At 70.6% G+C, this 14,112-nt stretch carries 15 protein-coding genes; 3 read left to right on the top strand and 12 right to left on the bottom strand.

The annotated features are described in order from the left end of the window. Positions 1 to 2 precede the first annotated feature (2 nt). The 8 genes from AB0I12_RS01240 to AB0I12_RS01205 all read right to left on the bottom strand — a co-directional run bounded on the left by AB0I12_RS01240 (position 3) and on the right by AB0I12_RS01205 (position 8,472). Positions 3 to 1,166 carry an ABC transporter permease gene (locus AB0I12_RS01240; RefSeq protein ID WP_359922824.1) on the bottom strand — a complete coding sequence of 388 codons (1,164 nt, stop codon included), beginning with the start codon at positions 1,164 to 1,166 and terminating at the stop codon, positions 3 to 5. Continuing rightward, positions 1,163 to 2,326: an ABC transporter permease gene (locus tag AB0I12_RS01235; protein WP_359922821.1), complete on the bottom strand. Its 1,164-nt coding sequence runs from the start codon at positions 2,324 to 2,326 to the stop codon at positions 1,163 to 1,165. The genes AB0I12_RS01240 and AB0I12_RS01235 overlap by 4 nt, the downstream gene beginning before the upstream one ends. A 2-nt stretch (positions 2,327 to 2,328) precedes the next feature. Further along, on the bottom strand, positions 2,329 to 3,279 hold the full coding sequence (locus AB0I12_RS01230) for an ABC transporter ATP-binding protein (RefSeq protein WP_359922818.1): 951 nt from the start codon (positions 3,277 to 3,279) through the stop codon (positions 2,329 to 2,331). Positions 3,280 to 3,481: 202 nt separating this feature from the next. Beyond that, positions 3,482 to 4,402: a VCBS repeat-containing protein gene (locus AB0I12_RS01225; RefSeq protein WP_359922816.1), complete on the bottom strand. Its 921-nt coding sequence runs from the start codon at positions 4,400 to 4,402 to the stop codon at positions 3,482 to 3,484. A 187-nt stretch (positions 4,403 to 4,589) separates the two neighbouring features. Beyond that, positions 4,590 to 5,672 (bottom strand): DUF3048 domain-containing protein, encoded by a 1,083-nt coding sequence (locus tag AB0I12_RS01220; RefSeq protein WP_359922813.1) that lies wholly within the window; start codon positions 5,670 to 5,672, stop codon positions 4,590 to 4,592. A gap of 219 nt (positions 5,673 to 5,891) precedes the next feature. Next, entirely contained in the window at positions 5,892 to 6,431 is a 540-nt protein-coding gene (locus tag AB0I12_RS01215; protein WP_359922810.1) for a hydrogenase maturation protease, read from the bottom strand. Further along, positions 6,428 to 7,723, bottom strand: coding sequence for a nickel-dependent hydrogenase large subunit (locus tag AB0I12_RS01210; RefSeq protein ID WP_359922807.1), 1,296 nt, complete (start codon positions 7,721 to 7,723; stop codon positions 6,428 to 6,430). The genes AB0I12_RS01215 and AB0I12_RS01210 overlap by 4 nt, the downstream gene beginning before the upstream one ends. Then, on the bottom strand, positions 7,720 to 8,472 hold the full coding sequence (locus AB0I12_RS01205) for a hypothetical protein (protein WP_359922804.1): 753 nt from the start codon (positions 8,470 to 8,472) through the stop codon (positions 7,720 to 7,722). Before AB0I12_RS01205 ends, AB0I12_RS01210 begins: the two co-directional genes overlap by 4 nt. A gap of 108 nt (positions 8,473 to 8,580) precedes the next feature. Between AB0I12_RS01205 and AB0I12_RS01200 the strand changes: the two genes are divergently transcribed. Genes AB0I12_RS01200 through AB0I12_RS01190 form a run of 3 tightly spaced genes read left to right on the top strand, consistent with a single transcriptional unit; the run spans position 8,581 to position 10,946 of the window. Next, positions 8,581 to 9,678 carry a 4Fe-4S dicluster domain-containing protein gene (locus tag AB0I12_RS01200; RefSeq protein WP_359922801.1) on the top strand — a complete coding sequence of 366 codons (1,098 nt, stop codon included), beginning with the start codon at positions 8,581 to 8,583 and terminating at the stop codon, positions 9,676 to 9,678. Continuing rightward, positions 9,671 to 10,132, top strand: coding sequence for a cyclic nucleotide-binding domain-containing protein (locus AB0I12_RS01195; RefSeq protein WP_359922798.1), 462 nt, complete (start codon positions 9,671 to 9,673; stop codon positions 10,130 to 10,132). The genes AB0I12_RS01200 and AB0I12_RS01195 overlap by 8 nt, the downstream gene beginning before the upstream one ends. Next, positions 10,125 to 10,946, top strand: a complete 822-nt coding sequence (locus AB0I12_RS01190) for an FAD/NAD(P)-binding protein (RefSeq protein WP_359922795.1) — start codon at positions 10,125 to 10,127, stop codon at positions 10,944 to 10,946. Before AB0I12_RS01195 ends, AB0I12_RS01190 begins: the two co-directional genes overlap by 8 nt. On the opposite strand, the gene AB0I12_RS01185 is transcribed toward AB0I12_RS01190, so the two are convergent. From AB0I12_RS01185 to AB0I12_RS01170, 4 genes are read right to left on the bottom strand one after another with little or no spacing between them, the layout of a single operon-like run. Beyond that, positions 10,904 to 11,746 carry a DUF6390 family protein gene (locus tag AB0I12_RS01185; protein ID WP_359922792.1) on the bottom strand — a complete coding sequence of 281 codons (843 nt, stop codon included), beginning with the start codon at positions 11,744 to 11,746 and terminating at the stop codon, positions 10,904 to 10,906. The genes AB0I12_RS01190 and AB0I12_RS01185 overlap by 43 nt on opposite strands. Further along, the gene (locus AB0I12_RS01180; RefSeq protein WP_359922789.1) at positions 11,743 to 12,642 is read right to left on the bottom strand and encodes a DMT family transporter; all 900 of its coding nucleotides are present in this window, start codon (positions 12,640 to 12,642) and stop codon (positions 11,743 to 11,745) included. The genes AB0I12_RS01185 and AB0I12_RS01180 overlap by 4 nt, the downstream gene beginning before the upstream one ends. Then, positions 12,639 to 12,956, bottom strand: a complete 318-nt coding sequence (locus AB0I12_RS01175; protein ID WP_359922786.1) for a HypC/HybG/HupF family hydrogenase formation chaperone — start codon at positions 12,954 to 12,956, stop codon at positions 12,639 to 12,641. Before AB0I12_RS01175 ends, AB0I12_RS01180 begins: the two co-directional genes overlap by 4 nt. Then, positions 12,953 to 14,068: a site-2 protease family protein gene (locus AB0I12_RS01170; RefSeq protein ID WP_359922783.1), complete on the bottom strand. Its 1,116-nt coding sequence runs from the start codon at positions 14,066 to 14,068 to the stop codon at positions 12,953 to 12,955. The genes AB0I12_RS01175 and AB0I12_RS01170 overlap by 4 nt, the downstream gene beginning before the upstream one ends. Between the last annotated feature and the right edge of the window lie 44 nt (positions 14,069 to 14,112).

Below are 14,112 nucleotides of genomic sequence, written 5' to 3'. Positions count from 1 at the left end.
AGTCAGCTGGTCAACCTGCGTTGGTGGATGATCGAGGCCAGACCGAGCATGGCCACCGCGAAGGCCGCGAGGACGGCGAGGTTCGCGGCGATGTCGGCGACGCCGCCGTCCCGCGACAGGACGGTGATCCAGGCGTCGACCGCCCAGGCGTGCGGCGTGACGTGGCCGAGCGTCCGTACCGCGTTCGGGACGATCTCCAGCGGCCACATGCAGCCGCCGAGCATGGCGAACGCGATACCGATCACCGGGCCGATCGCGGACGCCTGGTCCGGTGTCTTGAACAGTGCCCCGCTGAGCATCCCGGCTCCGGTGCCGACCAGCGCCCAGGTGCCGATCAGGGCGACGGCCGCCGCCGGATTGCCCCAGCTCACGCCGAACAACAGCGCACCGACCGCCACGATCAGCACCGACTGCAGCAACGCGAAGACCAGGTAGCAGAGGGTCTCCCCCAGCACCAGGCTCCGCACGCGGATCGGCGCGGCCTGGGCCCGCTGGTAGATGCCGAGCTGCCGGGTCTGGATGATCGACGCCCCGCCGGCCAGCGCGTTGATGAAGACGAACAGGACGAGCATCGTCGGCGCGCTGTAGCTGAAGCCCAGCGGAAGGTAGTCGCTCCCGGTCGCGATGTTCTCCGTGCTGATGCCGATCCGCGGCGTCACCCGCTGCAGCGCAGTTGCTCTGGGCAACTGCTCCGCCGTCGTCGTACCCGTCGTCCGGGCCGCGAAAGCCGCCGCCTGGACGCGTTCGGCGTGCCGGGCGACCGCGGCGGCAACGGCCGACCGTACGGCGCTCTGCGTCGACTCTGCGCCTCCCGCGAGCACCGGGATCCGCACGTCCTTCCCGCTCAACAGGTCGGCGTCCAGGCCGGTCGGCACCAGCACGACCGCGTCGATCTCCCCTCGGCGCAGCGCCATCCGAGCGGCCGGCTCGTCCGCCATCGTGTGCAGCGGCCCGACCGACTTCAGCTCGTCGACCAAACTGGTCGCCAGCTGCGGACCCGAGAGCTGATCGGCGAGCACACCGATCCGGAAGCCGCCCGGGTTCTGGACGACGGTGCCGATGACGGTGATGATGACGACGGGCAGCACCACGATGAAGAACAGCGCGGTCCGGTCCCGCAACATCCGGCGCAGCGAGACGCCCGCAACAGCCAGCGCAGCCCTCATGTGAGCCTCCCTCGGCCGACGATCGCGGCGATCGCTCCCAGCACCGCCGCCATACCGAGCATGACCAGGACCGGGACGATCGCGCTGGTCGCGCCGGCCCCGGTCGCGAGATCCGTGAACCCGCGCAGCGCCCAGCCGTTCGGCGTGAGCAGGGCGAGTCTGCGCAGCGTCTCTGGTGCCTGGCTGAGCAGGACGAAGTTGCCGCCGAGCAGGAGCAGCACGAACGTGACGATCGTCGCCAGCCCTTCGGCCTGGCGCTCGGTGCGTGCCGTCGCGACGACGAGGGCCGTCAACGCCACCAGCACGGCCGACATCGCGAGGATCAGGGCGAACGCCGGAACCGGTGGCCCCCATTCGGCACCGAACGCGAGCGACGACACGATCGCCAGCGTGCTGAGGCTGACGACGCTGTAGACGAAGGCTGCGAGCGACTTGCCGAGCAGGACGACGCCGCGCGTCAACGGGGCCGCGCCGATCCGCTCCAGCGTGCCGGTGCGCTGCTCGGCGAAGTAGCTCCGCGCGGTGAAGCCGATCGCGAACAGCACGAACATGATCCCCATCGCGGGCGCGTAGTAGCTCGCGGTCCGGAGCTGGCGATAGCCGGTCGGCTGTGCCTGCACCGACTCGGGCGACTGAAGCTTCGCCACCGCCGCGGCCAACTCCGCACCGCGGCTCTCGGGGACCCCGGCGGCGAGAGCCGTATGCACCGCCAGCCGGTCGGCGTTGAGCTGAGCGACATACGCATCGGCCACCGCACGGGCGACCTGCGCCTGCAGCGGCTCGTCCGGATCGCCCAGCACCCGGAGGCCGATGGGCCTGTCACCGACCGCGGCAGCACTGAATCCCGCAGGAATGATCAGGCCGGCGCCGGCGTCCCCGTCGTCGACCATCCTGCGCGCCGCCGCGTCGTCGGACGCCTCCCGGATCGTCAGTACGTCGGAAAGCTCGGGACCGGTCAGCGCACCTCGCAAGGCGGACGCGATCTGGCCGCGGTCGTTGTCGACCAGTGCGATGTTCGCGTGGAAGGACTCCACGCCGGAGAACGCGAAGCTCATCAGGGCCGCGACCGCGACGGGCGCCACGAAGCCGAGGATCAGCGCCGACCTGTCCCGGAAGCGTTGCCGCAGATCCTTGGCAGCGATGACTAAGGCGCCGAACATGATCACTCCCGGAGCGCCGTACCGGTCAGATGCAGGAAGACGGCCTCAAGATCGGGCTCGTCCACCTCCACGGATCGCAGGGACAGCCCGGACCGCTCGGCGGCTTCCAGTACGCCGGGCAGCAGCCGCCGTCCGTCAGCGGCCAGCAGCTGGACCTCCCCGTCCTTCACGTCCGCCCGGTCCACACCGGCCAGACCCCGAAGACGCTTCGCCAGCACATCCAGGTCACCTGCGGCGGCCAAGGTGATGCGGTCCCGTTCGCCGAGCTCGGCCACCAGCTCACGGCGGGTGCCCTCGGCAACCAACCTGCCGTGGTCGATGATGCCGACCCGGTCGCACAGCCGCTCGGCTTCCTCCATGTAGTGCGTCGTGTAGAGCACCGCCATACCCGACGCGCCGAACGACCGCACGCTCTCCATCACGGCGTGCCGGCTCTGCGGATCGACTCCGACGGTCGGCTCGTCCAGGACCAGCAGCTTCGGCTCGTGCAGCAGCCCGGCGCCGATGTTCAGGCGGCGCTTCATTCCGCCGGAGAACGACTCGACCCGGTCGGTGGCGCGGTCCGACAGCCCGATCAGCTCGAGCACCTCGCCCACGCGCTTGTTGAGCGCCGTACCGCGCAGTCCGTAGAGCCGGCCGAAGAACCGCAGGTTCTCCCGTGCCGTCAGGTCCGGGTACAGCGCGATCTCCTGCGGTACGTAGCCGATGGAACGTTTCGCCGCGGTCGACGTCGCGCCGACCGGCGTACCGGCGACCCGGACCTCACCGGCGTCCGCGCGCAGCAGGCCGCAGACCAGGCGGATCGTCGTCGTCTTCCCGGCGCCGTTCGGCCCGAGCAATCCGTAAGTCTCCCCGGGCGCGACCTCGAAGCTGACATCGTCGACGGCCACCCGGTCCCCGAACCGCTTCCCGAGCTGCGACACCGCCAACACGGAATCAGTGGATTCGGCCATCTGCGCAGCCTCCTCTCACATCCATCGTCCGGACGCGGCCCGTGAGGTCGCCAGGGTCCTCCAGTCCCGATCCGGCAGGCACTTCAGCCCTGTGGCAGGCAGGCGGCACAAAGGGGTGGCGAAGGCCCTGGCGGGGATCCGATGCCGCATCGGGCGGCACCGGGAACGCAGAGCCCTCGCCACGAGTTCTTCCCCGAGTTGGTCAGGCTGTGATGGCTGTCATGCTGTTCCAGCCCGAGCCGACGAGCACCGGCGGCAGGATCCATCCGCCGGTCCCGCTACCGCGGTACATGTAGAGGTACCCGCTCGCGTTGCGGACCAGCAGGTCCACCTTGTCGTCGCCGGAGAAGTCCCACGGCGTGACGATCGCCGTGAGGTTCTGCCAGCTGGTTCCGATCAGGGTCCGGCCGGCCAGCCAGCCGCCCGTACCGTTGCCGCGGTAGAGCCACAGGTTCCCGTCTCCGTCGCGGGCCGTGACGTCGACGAAGCCGTCGCCGTCGAAGTCGCCCGGTCCGCGCAGCGAGGTCATGACGTTCCAGCCGTACCCGTAGCCGACGCGGGGCAGCCAGCCGCCCTTGCCGTCACCCGGGTAGAGCCACAGCTGGCCCGTGCTCTGTCGCGCCAGCAGATCCATGTGGCCGTCGCCGTTGAAGTCGCCTGGTCCGAAGACGGACGTCATCGCGTTCCAGCCGCTTCCGTAGCGCTTCCAGATCAGCCAGCCACCCGCGCCGTTGCCCGAGTACAACCGCAGGTAGCCGTCGCTGTCGACCGACATCAGGTCCGCGTTCCCGTCCCCGTCGAAGTCTCCGGGCGCCAGGATCGCCGTCATGGCGTCCCAGCCGTAGCTGTACCCGATGCGTGGCAGCCAGCCGCCCGAGCCGTTGCCCGGGTAGAGCCACAACCGGCCGGCCGTGTCGACCGACAGCACGTCGGAGTTGGTGTCGCCGTTGAAATCGTTGTCCTTGATCACGACCGCGGCCGACGTGGCGGCATTCGTCGACGCAGTTGTCCCCGTGGCGTTCTGATGGGTTGCGGAGGACACCGACGTGCCGGCCAGCAGCAGGCCGAAGCCCGCGAGCAGTGCCAGTCCTGTCCGTCCTCCGAGGCGCAAACGTCCGCGCATGTTGTTCCCCCTCGTCCTTCGAATGACGGCTGCCGCGGTAGTGGCCGCTCCGCGATCACCCACAGCAGCCCTGTCGTCACCCAAAAAACCGGACTAGCGCGCTACTCTCCAGGGCCAAAGGTCCCGAATCCGTTGCCTTTCGTGACCGCGGTCTCACCCGCCGGAGTTCGATCGACTTCAGCCGACCTCAACGAGCAAGGACGGGCATCGTGGTGAGGGCGCATTCGACCCAGGTCGTTCCCGGGGTCAGGAGCAGCGGCTTGCCGTCGGTGGTGGTGAACGTGAACGGTTCGTTCACAGCGCCTTTGCTCCACCGGCCGGTGACGACCTTGCCGCCGGTGAACAGCTTCAGCGTTCCGGAGGCGTCGAAGACGTCGAGGATCGTCATCGCGGGCTTGGCCTTGGCGAAGCTGGTGTCCCGCTGGGCCGTCAGTACGACGACGTTGTCCGCCGCCACCTGACCGGCGTTCTCGATCACGTGCGGCGACCACTTCTCCGCGCGCAGCCAGCGGTGCGACGCCTCGTCGTAGGTCCAGGTGGCGGTCGCGGAACCGCCGTACCCGATGGTGACCGAAGACGCCGGCGTGCCGGCCCGCTGTGCGGTCGACCGGTGCAGGTCCGCCGCATAGCTGAAGTACGGCGCAGGTGCGGCCTTGCGGTCGCTCAGGCTCAGGAGCTGGTCTGGGCGTGCGAACACGTGGTTGGGCGCACGCCTGGTGTCGTCGAGGCGATAGGTCCCCGGAGGCACTCGCAGAGTGCCCAGATCGTCGAGATCGGCGACCCGGTCGACGTACTCCAGCACCCACCGATCGGCCATCGTGTCGGCGATGATGCCTTTGGTCGGGCCGATCAGCGCCGCGTCCATCGGCCGCAGCGAACGCACCGGGCCGACCTGCGCCGGCAGCTTGGAGTGGAAGATCGCCGCGAGCCGCGTGGTGCCGCCGGTGATCGGCTCGACGAACACGATGTCGGCCTGGTCCAGTCCGCGCTGCGGATGCGCGTCGGGCGTGTTCGAGACCTTGACGGTGACGGCCGGCCGATTCAGCTCGTCCTTGGTCGGCACCCCGGTCAGCGGAGCACGGCCGGCCATGTCCACCGGACCGTCGCCGGTCGGAGCCGGCGCTGTGGGCGTCTCCGACGGCAGCGCCGACTCGCCGTCACCCCTCCAGAGGGAGAACCCGACGCCGGCGGCGACGAGTGCGACCATCACAACGGCAGCCGCGACCACTCGCGCCCGGCGGCCCGAAAGCCACTGCAGCACACGGTTCATACCCTGAGCATCGTGATCGGTGGATCGGCTGGACACCGGCCAAAGCCCCGTCCGCACCGTCCAACAGGCCTCGCTTCACCGGACTCACCACGGCCGGCGGCGCGCGACAGTCCCCGGCAGTCGGGACCTTCGGCTCTCCTGTTTGGTCTGCGGTCGCGCTTTACTGAAGATGGGCGAGGGAAGCCAGACCCAAAGGTACGGAGTAGCGGTCCCCACCGTTCACCGCACATCTCGGCCCGCTGCAGTAGCGGCGGTAGGCTTCCCCCGCTCTGTTGTGTTCGCGAGCAGCTCGCCGAGCACGGCCTCGACCAGCCGTGGCAGTGCGGCGGCGGCCGGGGTGGTCAGCTCGGTGCCGAACCCGACGTCGGCGGCCTCGACCGCGAAGACGACGAGTCGGCCTGGCAGCCGATCCAGCGCCGCCGCAAGCCGCAGCGCGTCCGGGATGCCCAGGCTGTGCGAGCCCGCCGAGTGCGCGTGGGTCTCGACGACCGGATCTGCTGGTTCCCGCAGCGACACGTCGGTCCGATGGATCTCGCCAGGTGCGGACGGCTCGCACACCACCGCATCGACCACCACGGCCAGCGGCACGGCGGCCCAGTCGTCCATCAGTCGTGCGGGTTCACCATCGGAGACAACCAGCCTCACACCCGGCAGCCAGTGGTCCGCGAGAGCGGCGACCAGAGCGGGCCCGATCCCGTCGTCGCGGCGGTACTCGTTGCCGACTCCGATCACCACGGCAGTCGGCACGGCTGTCTTCACCGGCGCTCCATTGTCAGGTCCAGGAAGTGCGTCGAGCAGGAGATGCAGGGGTCGTAGTTGCGGACAGTGCGCTCGCAGAGGCCGGTCAGCGGGCCGTCGCCGAGGTCGAGGTTGGCCGCGACCACCCGCCGGAGGTCGTCCTCGATCGCCGCTTGGTTCTGTGAGGTCGGCGGGACGATCGTCGCGGACCGGATCAGGCCGTCCGCGCCGATCTCGTACCGGTGGTACAGCAGACCGCGGGGCGCCTCGCTGACACCGTGACCCACACCGTCCCGGGCCTGTACGCCGACGGACGACGGTTCGGGTTGCTGGTACGACTCGATCAGCCGCAGCGCCTCCTCGACGGCGTACACGGTCTCGACCGCGCGGACCACGATGCTGCGGAACGGGTTGCGGCATTCAATCCCGAGCCCCGCGCCTGCGGCGAGTTCCAGGGCCAACGGGGACAGGTGCTGACGGTTGAGCGTATAGCGGGCCAGCGGTCCGGTGAGGTACCTCCCACCGTCGAGCCGGGCCCGTAGCGCGGTCGAGTGCGCGACGTGTTCCTCGACCACATGGTTGCTGAAGGCATCCACTGCGAAGGCGGGTCCCGCGCTGCGGCGCAGCGTCGTACCGCGCTCGATCGCGTAGCGCGCGGGGTCGTGGACGGCCAGCAGTTCGTGGTCGAGTTCCAGGTCGGGGAAGTCGAAACCGGCCACCCAGCGCACCGTCGCGACCGCCGCGTCGAGCGCCGGCCGGAGCTGAGCCGCGAGCTTGTCGAGCTGAGCCTGGCTCGGTGCGGCGTAGAAGCCGCCGACGCGGACGTTGATCGGGTGGATCGCCCGGCCGCCGACCAGTTCGAGGATCGCGTTGCCGGCCTTCTTCAGGGCCAGGCCGCGTTCGACGATGTCGCGATGATCGGTCGCCAGCGCGACCGCGTCCGGATAACCGAGGAAGTCGGGGGCGTGCAGCAGATAGATGTGCAGCGCGTGGCTCGAGATCCACTCACCGCAGTACAGCAGCCGCCGGAGGTCGGCGATCGGGCCGCCGACCACGACTCCGCAGGCGTTCTCGATCGCGGCGATCGCGCTGGTCTGGTAGGCGACCGGGCAGATGCCGCAGATCCGGGCCGTGATGTCGGGCGGTTCCGTGTAGGCCCGGCCGCGCAGCAACGCCTCGAAGAAGCGCGGCGGCTCGTAGATCTGCAGGTCCGCGCGCTCCACCTCACCGTCGCGGACGACGACGTGCAGCGCGCCCTCCCCCTCGACGCGAGCGAGCGAGCTGACTCGTAACTGGCGGGCGCGGTGGCTCACGACGACCAGCCCGGGGCCGCGGCGTTGAACGTGTGGAAGACGCGGTCGATGTCGTCGTCGCTCATCCCGGCCGCACGCAGCCGCGGCAGCAGAGCCGCGACGTTGGGCTTGGCCATCGGCCCGAAGCAGCCGAAGCAGCCCCGTCGGTACGCCGGGCACAACGCACCACAGCCGGCATGGGTGACCGGGCCGAGGCACGGCGTACCCTCGGCCACCATCACGCAGGTGAGACCGCGGCGCTTGCACTCGGTGCACACCGAGGTGTCCGGCAGATCGGGCTTCCGGCCGGCGAGGAAGGCGGTCAGTACCTCGAGCAGCTGCCGGCGATCGATCGGGCAGCCCCGCAACTCGAAGTCGACCCGCACGTGGTCGGCCACCGCCGTCGAAGTCGCCAGGGTCTCGATGTAGTCCGGCCGGGCGTACACCACGGACGCGAACTCGGCCACGTCGCCGAAGTTCCGCAGCGCCTGGATCCCGCCGGCGGTGGCACAGGCGCCGATCGCCACCAGCACCCGCGCCTCGGCCCGGATCCGGCGGATCCGCTCGGCGTCGGCCGGCGTGGTGATCGACCCCTCCACCAGCGCCACGTCGTACGGCCCGGGCTGGACCGCGCTGGACGCCTCCAGGAAGTGGGCGATCCGCACCCGCCCGGCCAGCGTGAGCAGCTCGTCCTCGCAGTCCAGCACGGTGAGCTGGCAACCGTCACACGAGGCGAGTTTGAAGACCGCTAGCGTCGGGGTGTCCATCATCTGCCAGCACACCAACTGACCGGGGCCGACGGCCAGGGGCCGAGGACAGCCTCCGCCGGGACCTTCGGCCCTTGGAGAGCTCCGGCTCCCGGAGGCACGATCGCGGGTATGACGCAGGCGATCATCGAAGGCCTCGACGACCTGGTCGAGGTCCTGATGAGCGACGGTTACCAGGTCGTCGGTCCGACGGTGTCCGGCAGCGCCATCGTGCTGGCGGAGCTCACCGACGCCGGCCAACTGCCGGCCGGGTGGGGTGTCGAGACCGGGCCCGGGCACTACCGCCTGCATCGCCGCGAGGACGACGCGATGTTCGCCCACTCGGCCGGGCCGCAGTCCTGGAAGACCTTCCTGCACCCACCCCGCCGCACGCTGTGGTCGACGGATGCGGACGGCTCGTTCCGTCCTGCCGACGAACCGGCCCGGCGGTACGCGCTGCTCGGCGTCCGTGGATGTGACCTGGCGGCGATCGGCAAGCTGCGCGACGTGCTCGGCGGCGGTCGTCATCCGGACGGCTCGTTCCAGGACCGGCACCGCGCGCTGTTCGTCGTGGCGGTCAACTGCACCGAGCCCGGCGAGGTCTGCTTCTGTGCGTCGATGGGCACCGGCCCGGCCGCCGGGCCGGGCGCGGACCTGACGCTCACCGAGCTGACCCCGACCGACAGCCACCGGTTCCTCGCCGAGGCCGGCACCGACGCGGGCGAGGCACTGCTGGCCCGGATCGACCATCGCGACGCCGCCGCGGACGAGACGGACGCCGCGCGTCTGGCGGTCGAGGACGCGACCCACAAGATGGGGCGCGCGATGCCGGAGATGGACCTGCGCGCGCTGCTGGTCGGCAGTCGCGAGTCCGCGCACTGGGAGGACGTCGCGGAGCGCTGTCTCACGTGCGGCAACTGCACCATGGTCTGCCCGACCTGTTTCTGCACGACCACCGAGGACGTCACCGACCTCACCGGTGACCACGCCGAACGCCGGCAACGCTGGTCGTCGTGTTTCGAGCTCGACTTCTCGTACCTGCACGGGGGCAGCGTCCGCAGCTCCGGCGAGAGCCGTTACCGGCAGTGGATCACCCACAAGCTCGGCACCTGGCACGACCAGTTCGGCGGATCCGGTTGCGTCGGCTGCGGCCGGTGCATCGCCTGGTGTCCCGTGGGCATCGACATCACCGAAGAGGTCGGCCGGCTCGCCGAGTCCGCGCATGGCTGACACCACGCTCTTCGACGACCTCACCGCCCCCGAACGGGAGGCGTTCTTCAGCACCGCCCATGAAGTCTCCTACGACGACGGCGACCGGCTGTTCGAGGAGGGCGGGCCCGCCGGCTACTGCTGGCTCATCCGGCACGGCCGGGTAGCACTCGACACGGCGGTCCCCGGTCGCGGCCACGTCGTCGTACAGACACTCGGCCCGGGTGATCTGCTCGGCTGGTCGTGGCTCGTTCCGCCGTACCGCTGGCACTTCGGCGCCCGCGCGATCGGCGCCGTCCAGGCCACGGCGTTCGACGCTGCTCGGCTCCGGGCGCTCGCGGACCAGGATCCCCGGCTCGGGTACGCCCTCACCCGGCAACTGCTCGCCGTCGTCCTCGACCGGCTGCAGACGACGCGGGCGCGGCTGCTCGATCTGTACGGCGATGCGATCCCTGAGGACAGCGCTCGTGGCTGAGCCGATGCTGCCGGTCCGGTACCGGGTCGTCGACCGCACCGTCGAGACCCACGACTCGGCCACGGTGTCGCTGCGATCTGTCGATCGTCCGCTGCCGCCGTTCCGCCCCGGACAGTTCGCGATGCTCTACGCGTACGGCATCGGTGAGGTGCCGATCTCGATCAGCGGTATCGGCGACGACGGCACGCTGATCCACACCGTGCGGGCGGTCGGCGCGGTCAGCCGGGCGCTGCACGACGCCGGTCCCGGAACGATCCTCGGTGCCCGCGGCCCGTTCGGTACGACGTGGGACCTTGACGATGCCGACGGCAACGACCTGGTCGTGGTCGCCGGCGGGGTCGGTCTCGCCCCGCTGCGGCCGCTGCTGCTCGCCGCGCTGAGCCGGCGCGCGGCGTACCGCAGGATCGTCCTGATCGCCGGCGCCCGGACGCCGGACGAGTTCCTGTTCCGCGCCGAGCTGGACCGGTGGGTGGATCGCGACGACCTCGACACCGAGCTCACCGTCGACCGCCCGGCGACCGGCTGGCCCGGCGCGGTCGGGTTCGTCACCGAACCACTCCGACGGCTGCGGATCGCGCCCGAGCGAACCGTCGCGTTCCTCTGCGGACCGGAGCCGATGATGCGGTTCAGCGCCCGCGTCCTGCTCGGTGCGGGGGTGCCGGACGAGCGGATCCAGGTCTCGCTCGAACGCTCGATGAAGTGCGGCGTCGGCCTCTGCGGGCACTGCCAGCTCGGCCCGCTGCTGCTCTGCCGCGACGGTCCTGTCGTGGACTACGCAACCGTCGAACCGCTGCTCGTCGTGCCTGAGCTGTGACTCAGGTCCTTACGCCTGCCTCCGGGCATCGCCGGTTCGAGTGCGCCGCCGACCGCGGGGCGGCCGAGGGCGTGGTTGACCAGCGTGAGCAGGTACGCCGTGGTCTCGCGCAGCGCGGATACCTGCGCGCGGGTCAGGACGTCGCAGATCCAGTTCCAGTGCACCGCGACGAGATCACCCGGTTGTGCCGAGTGGACCAACTGGCGGCCACGCGAGCCGCTCTGCACGCGCCGCACGGCCGGTTCTCCCAACCGGAGCCGGCCGTTGTCGTAGCGCAACGGGCGCACGCTCACGTCGGCCGCCTCGTTGTCGACGGCAACGACGGTGCCCCAGGAGATCCGGCAGCTGTCCAGCACCCGCAACGGATCGGCCGCAGGTCCGGCCCGCAGCAGGCCGGTCCACGGGTACACCGCGAACACGTGGAAGTTGTGGTGCGGCCGGCCACCGAGCAGCGCCAGTCCGACCGGGTCGGCCGCCCCGTGCTTGAGGGGACGGTCGAACCGGTCCGTCAGGTGCGCCGCCAGCAAGGAGCCGGGGACGTTGTCCAGCAGGCGGTTGCCCACCCAGTAGGCCTCCACCACATCGGCATCGAGCGGGTCGCGTGCGTTCGCCGCGGCGATCAGCGACAGGTACGGCCACGCACCGAGGAAGCGTTGCGCGATCGCCACCAGACCGCGGTCGGTCACAGCGCTGTCGGCGTACTCCAGCAGTTCGTCGGAATCCTCCGGGCCGCAGTAGCCGAGCGCGTTGGGCGGGTAGGCGTACTGCGCGAACAGCAGCGGACCCGATGCGCGGTTCATCGCGCCAGGACCGGTTGCGGCCGGGCCAGAGCCGCCAGGCCCGCGCCGGCCATCAGCAATGCGATACCGATGCCGGCTTGCGGTGTCACGACCGTGCCCTTGACGATCGCGTTGAGCAGGGCGGTGATCACGGCAGCGACCACCAGTACGGCGGTGACGTCGACCGCCGGAGCCAGGGCCAGCGCGCGGTACCAGGTCGCGACGTACCCTGCCAGCAGGAGTCCGGTGAGGGCCGCCCAACGCCAGCCCTCCGCGCTCAGCCCGATGAAACCGGACCAATGCCCGCTGACCGCGACCCAGCCGATCAGCAGCAGCACGCCAAGGCCCATCCGTGCTACCGCGAGCAGGTCTGGCGCCACCGTGACGAGGAGCCGCTTCACCACGATCACCTCGACCGCCCACAGCAGCGTCGCGGCCAGCAGCATCAGTTCCCCGGTGCCGAAGCGGAACCCACCGAGGCCTCCGTCGAGTGCGACCTGCCCACCGAGCAGCAGACCGATCGCCACGTACTGCAGGAGCCCGAGTCGCTCACCCAGCAGCGGTACGGCGAGCAGCGCTACCCACAGCACCAGCGTCTTGTGCACGAACGCCGCGTGGGTCGACGAGGCATGCGCCAACCCGTTGAAGAAGAGCACGAACGGCACCGATCCGCCGACGACGGCCACCGCCAGCAGGCCGGCCCATTGACGCCTCGAGAGGCGCGGCGCCGGCCGTCGTCTGCGGACACCGGCCACCAGCAGGATCAACACCGCCGCGGCGACGAGGTTCTTCGCCGTCGTGTACACCGTGGCGTCGCGAACGACCCGGACGCCGTACGAGTTGACGAACACGGACACGCCGCTGATCAGCGCCGTACCGAAGGCGAGCACGATCCCCTGTGCCCTTGGTCCTCTCATCGGCCTCCCCCATCACCGTCGGCATCGTCCACCCGATCGATCGCGTACCCCGAATGCACCAGCACCACGTCACCCACCGCGGCGTCCGGCAGGAACGCGAAACAGACCTGCCGCCGGCCGGCCTCGGTGTCCACCGTCCCGGTGCGGGCCACGGCCGGCCCGGCGGCGTCGAACTCGACGACCCGGCCCACGATGCCGATACACACCTGCGCCTCACCTCCCCCACGGACGTGTCCTCCAGCCTCCTCGCGGTCGACCGCGCTCAGCAGGGCCTTTGGTCCCGAATCCGTCAGGCCGCTGGGCGCCGGACTCACGTCGATCTCGACCCGTCCTGATCGAGGGCGCGCGCGACGTCGTACCCGGTGACCAGACCGACCAGCTGCGCGGCCTCGACGACCAGCGCGACCTCGTCAGGCCCGAGTTGCCGCAGGTCGGCGAGCGGTGCTCGTGGGTCGACGACGGGGAGCTCTTCGAGCGGGGTCTGGACGTCAGCGAGCACTGTCGTGGGGCGCAGCTCCACCGGTACGGCGGCCAGCCGGCCGAGGCTGACCACGCCGGTCGTGCGGCCGTCGGGTCCCTCCACGGGGAAGACGAGTTGCGGGATGTCCGGAAGCATCCCGGCGAGGAACCGGTCGATCGACAGCGATCCGGCACCGGACCTGGTCGCCGGCCGCATCACGTCACCTGCGACCAGCCGCTCACCCGCACTGCGCGCACGAGCCTGCCGGCCCTCGGCGGTCGCGGCGATCGCGATCACGTAACCCACCGCGATCAGCCAGAAGCCGCCCGCATCCCCCGTCACCAGCTGCACGATTCCCGCAACCGCCACCAGCCCGCCGACGGTCTGGCCGGCGACCGACGCCACCGCGGTCGCCCGGTCGGGGTCGCCGTATCGATGCCAGAGCCAGGCGCGAACCACCCGGCCGCCGTCCAGCGGTACGCCGGGCAGCAAGTTGAAGACACCGAGCGCGATGTTCATCACCGCGAACCACAGCACGGTCGCCTGCAACAGCTCCGGCGCATGGACGGCCGCGAGCAGCAATCCGCCACCACCGGATACGACACCGATACCGAAGCTCGTGGCCGGCCCCGCGGCCGCGATCATGAACGCCGCACGGGGGGTGGCCGGATCGCCGTCCAGCACACTCACGCCGCCCAGCATCCACAGCGTGATCCGCTGAACCGGCAACTGGTACCGGCGGGCGGTCAGCCCGTGCGCGAGTTCGTGGGCGAGCAGCGACGCCACGAAGGCGATCGCCGCGACGACACCCGTGGTCCAGTACGCCGCCGCGCTGCGGCCCGGAACGAGTTCGGGCAGCGCGGTCGAGGCCAGCGTGTAGCTGACCAGCCCCATCATCAGCAGCACCGACCAGTGCGCGCCGATCGGGATGCCGGCGATCCGCCCGAACCGCAGCGTCTCGTTCATCGTCGGAAGCGCAGCGGGCAGCCGGGCGGCGTCCGCGGATCGAG

Source organism: Kribbella sp. NPDC050459, assembly GCF_040655315.1.
GTDB lineage: Bacteria > Actinomycetota > Actinomycetes > Propionibacteriales > Kribbellaceae > Kribbella.
Note: the sequence above shows the minus strand (reverse complement) of the source record. Positions and strands in the feature narration are given on the sequence as shown.

Excerpts from the sequence above, each read along its gene's own strand:
- AB0I12_RS01235 (WP_359922821.1), bottom strand. The coding sequence starts at position 2,326 with ATGTTCGGCGCCTTAGTCATCGCTGCCAAGGATCTGCGGCAACGCTTC.
- AB0I12_RS01220 (WP_359922813.1), bottom strand. The coding sequence starts at position 5,672 with ATGAACCGTGTGCTGCAGTGGCTTTCGGGCCGCCGGGCGCGAGTGGTC.
- AB0I12_RS01185 (WP_359922792.1), bottom strand. The coding sequence starts at position 11,746 with ATGAACCGCGCATCGGGTCCGCTGCTGTTCGCGCAGTACGCCTACCCG.
- AB0I12_RS01240 (WP_359922824.1), bottom strand. The coding sequence starts at position 1,166 with ATGAGGGCTGCGCTGGCTGTTGCGGGCGTCTCGCTGCGCCGGATGTTG.
- AB0I12_RS01205 (WP_359922804.1), bottom strand. The coding sequence starts at position 8,472 with ATGATGGACACCCCGACGCTAGCGGTCTTCAAACTCGCCTCGTGTGAC.
- AB0I12_RS01170 (WP_359922783.1), bottom strand. The coding sequence starts at position 14,068 with ATGAACGAGACGCTGCGGTTCGGGCGGATCGCCGGCATCCCGATCGGC.
- AB0I12_RS01200 (WP_359922801.1), top strand. The coding sequence starts at position 8,581 with ATGACGCAGGCGATCATCGAAGGCCTCGACGACCTGGTCGAGGTCCTG.
- AB0I12_RS01180 (WP_359922789.1), bottom strand. The coding sequence starts at position 12,642 with ATGAGAGGACCAAGGGCACAGGGGATCGTGCTCGCCTTCGGTACGGCG.
- AB0I12_RS01230 (WP_359922818.1), bottom strand. The coding sequence starts at position 3,279 with ATGGCCGAATCCACTGATTCCGTGTTGGCGGTGTCGCAGCTCGGGAAG.
- AB0I12_RS01195 (WP_359922798.1), top strand. The coding sequence starts at position 9,671 with ATGGCTGACACCACGCTCTTCGACGACCTCACCGCCCCCGAACGGGAG.
- AB0I12_RS01225 (WP_359922816.1), bottom strand. The coding sequence starts at position 4,402 with ATGCGCGGACGTTTGCGCCTCGGAGGACGGACAGGACTGGCACTGCTC.